Raw genomic sequence first — 3393 nt, 5'->3', positions numbered from 1 at the left:
TTTCTGCTCGCGGGCAAAGCGGTTCAGTTCGGCGGTCAGCGGTTCGCTGAACACATGCTGGTGATCGGCATAGCCGCTGGCGGCGTGCCTGACCGGCATGGCACTGGCCAGTCGCGTCGGCTGTTCAAGATCCGCCAGCGCCGCACTCCAGAACTGTCGACTGGCCTGCTGATCACGCTGGCCGAGCCATTCGATGTAATCGCGATAACGCCCCTGCCCTGCGCTCGGCGCGATGCCGGCGTAACGTTGCAGCACTTCGCCGAACAACTGCGAAGTGCTCCAGCCGTCCATGAGGATGTGATGGCAGGTGTAGATCAGGTGATGAGTGTTTTCATCGATGCGCACCAACGTCACGCGCAACAGCGGTGCGTCGAGCAGATCGAAACCGTTGTGCAGGTCCTCAGTGGCCAGATGATCAAGTGCTGAATCAAGGCCGGCGCGACCGCGCCAGTCCTGCACCTGCCACGGCATCTGCACGCGGCTGCGCACCACTTGCACCGGCGCGGCGGCATCCTGCGGCCAGACGAACGCCGTACGCAGAATATCGTGGGCTTCGACGGTCTGCTGCCAGGCCTGGCGGAAGCGCTCGGCGTCGAGCTGCTCGACGTCGACGCGCAGCTGATTGGTGTAGGCCGGGCTGTCCGGCTCGTTGCGGCTGTGGAACAGAATGCCTTGCTGCATCGGCGACAGCGGGTACAGATCGACGATGTCACGCGGCGCCATCGGCAATGCCGACAGCTGCGCCTGGGTCAGGTTGGCGAGGTTGAAATCCGAGGGTGTCACGCCACCGGCCGCGCTGTCGCAGCAATGTTCGATCAGGCGTTGCAGTTCGCGGCGATAGGCCTCGGCCAACGCCTCGATGGTCTCGGCGCGGTACATGCCGCTGCCGAAGGTCCAGGACAGTTCCAGCTCACCGCCGAGAACCTGTCCGTCGACGCTCAGCCAATTGCCCAGCGGCGCGTGCCCATCCTGATTGGCGCCGGTGCTGTCAGCGCTTGGCACAAACAACGCGCCCTGCTCAGCGCTGAACGCACCGTCGAACTGACCGAGGTAATTGAAGGTCACCCGTGGTTGCGCCAGCGTCTGCAACTCGGCAGCACGCGTGAGGTAACGCAGCACGCCATAACCGATGCCTTTGCCCGGCACGGCGCGCAGTTGCTCCTTGATCGCGCACAGCGACGCAGCGGGATTGGCCTGCGGAGTCAGGCGCACCGGGAACAGGCTGCTGAACCAGCCGACCGTGCGGCTCAGGTCGATGTCGTCGAACAGGTCTTCACGACCATGGCCTTCGAGCTGGATTAACACCGACGGCTGCTCGCTCCAGTCACACAGCACCCGCGCCAAAGCCGTCAGCAACAGGTCGTTGATCTGCGTGCGGTACGCCGCCGGGGCGACTTTCAGCAGCTTGTCGGTCAATGTCTGGCTCAGGCGCGTACTGGCGCGAGCGGCCTGGGCGCGGGTCTGGCTGTCCACGGCGAAATCTTGTGGCAGTGCCGCGTCTTCCGCCGCCAGGGTCTGGCGCCAATAATCGCGTTCGCCGGCCAGCGCTTCACTCTGTGCATAACGATGCAACTGCTCGGCCCAGTTGTGCAGCGAACTGCTCTGGCCTGGCAACACCGGCGCCGTCCCCGCCGCCAATGCGTGGTAAGCCTGCTGCAAGTCCTCAAGCAGAATGCGCCACGACACGCCGTCGACCACCAGGTGATGAATCACCAGCAACAAGCGCTGCTCGGCGTTCGGCAGGTTGACCAGCACCGCGCGCAGCAAATGCCCGCGTTGCAGGTCCAGGCTGCGCTGCGCCGCGTCGGCCACGGCCGGCAAGGCATCGAGACTGTCCAGCTCGCGCAGCCAAAGCAGTTCGGCATCGCGCTGAGTCTGCGGCAACGCCTGCCAGCTATCGCCCGACTGCACAAAGCTCAAGGCCAGCGCTTCGTGCTGTTCGACCAGCGCCGCCAGCGCCTTGCGCAAATGCACGGCGTCCAGTGCCAGGGTCGGTTGCAACATCACCGCCTGGTTCCAGTGCTGGCGCTGGGCAATCGGCGTCTCGAAGAAGCGCATCTGGATCGGCAGCAACGGCAACGGCCCGCGTGCCACTGGTGCCGCGACGGCAGCCGGTTTGGCTTCGATCAGTTTGGCCACAGCAGCCAGTTGGCCGATGGTCTGTTTTTCGAACAACTGCTTGGGGCTCAGCTTGATGCCCTGGCGCTTGGCCCGGGCGATGATCTGCAAGCTGAGGATCGAGTCGCCACCCAGTTCGAAGAAGTTATCGCTGCTGCCGACTCTTTCGAGCTTGAGCACGTCGGCCCAGATCGCCGCCAGCTTCTCCTCGATCTCACCGACCGGCGCGACGAACTGCTGGCTGACCACGCCGGGCACTGGCAAGGCACGCTTGTCGAGCTTGCCGTTCGCGGTCAGCGGCAAGTGGTCGAGTAACAGCAACTGCGCCGGCACCAGGTAATCCGGCAGCCGCGCCTGCAACTGCTCGCGCAGTTCCTGCGCCTGCACCTTCGCGCCCACCGCCGGCACGCACCATGCCAGGAGTTGCAGGCGCGCCGGATCGTCATCCAGTGGCAGCGCGAGCACGGCGGCTTCGCTGACGCCGTCGAGGCTGAGCAACAGCCGCGCGACCTCTGCGGGCTCGACACGGTAGCCGCGCACTTTGACCTGATCGTCGGCACGACCGATGAACTCCAGCGCCTGCTCGCGATTGCGCCGGACCCGGTCGCCGCTGCGGTAGACCCGTGCGCCCGCTGCGCCGAACGGGTCGGGCAGGAAGCGTTCGGCGGTCAGCGCCGGCTGGTTCAGGTAGCCAAGGGCAACGCTGTCGCCACCGATGTACAACTCACCGGCAACTTGATCGGCCACCGGGTTGAGCACATCGTCGAGCACATAGACATGGGCACCGGCCAGCGCTGTGCCGATTGGAACACTGCGCGCCAGCGCGGCGAGCTCTTCGACCTCGTGGGTGAGCACGCCCACGGTAGTTTCGCTCGGCCCGTAGTGGTTGATCAGACGACAGCCCGGTTTGAGCTGGCGTAGGCGTTCGACCAGCGCCGGCGAACAGGCTTCGCCGCCGACGATCAGTGCGTGTTCCGGCAGCACGTCGTCAGGCTTGGCCGCCTGCAACAGCGCGGCGAGATGTCCGGGGACGATTTTCAACATGCCAACGCGATGGCGGGCCATGTATTCGGCAAAGCGGTCCGGGTCGAAGCCGAGTTCTTCCGGTAGGACATGCAGCAAACGGCCGGAGCACAACGCACCGAACAGCACGGTGAAGCCAAGGTCGGCGGCGATGGTCGAGACCAGCGCCATGCTCGCCTCGGGCGCAGGAGCCAGACGTTCGAGGACGCCGCGCACGTAACTGCCCAGCGCGCCGTGGCTGACCAGCACGCC

At 65.5% G+C, this 3393-nt stretch carries 1 protein-coding gene; it reads right to left on the bottom strand.

What is annotated here, in order from left to right:
• The coding region (locus OQK_RS19720) for a condensation domain-containing protein (protein WP_038861432.1) at positions 1 to 3393 on the bottom strand (3393 nt) is incomplete at both ends.

The organism is Pseudomonas sp. R62 (genome assembly GCF_000257605.1).
Taxonomy (GTDB): Bacteria; Pseudomonadota; Gammaproteobacteria; order Pseudomonadales; family Pseudomonadaceae; genus Aquipseudomonas; species Aquipseudomonas atacamensis.
The sequence above is the reverse complement of the archived record's forward strand: the minus strand, read 5'-3'. Positions and strand labels throughout refer to the sequence as shown.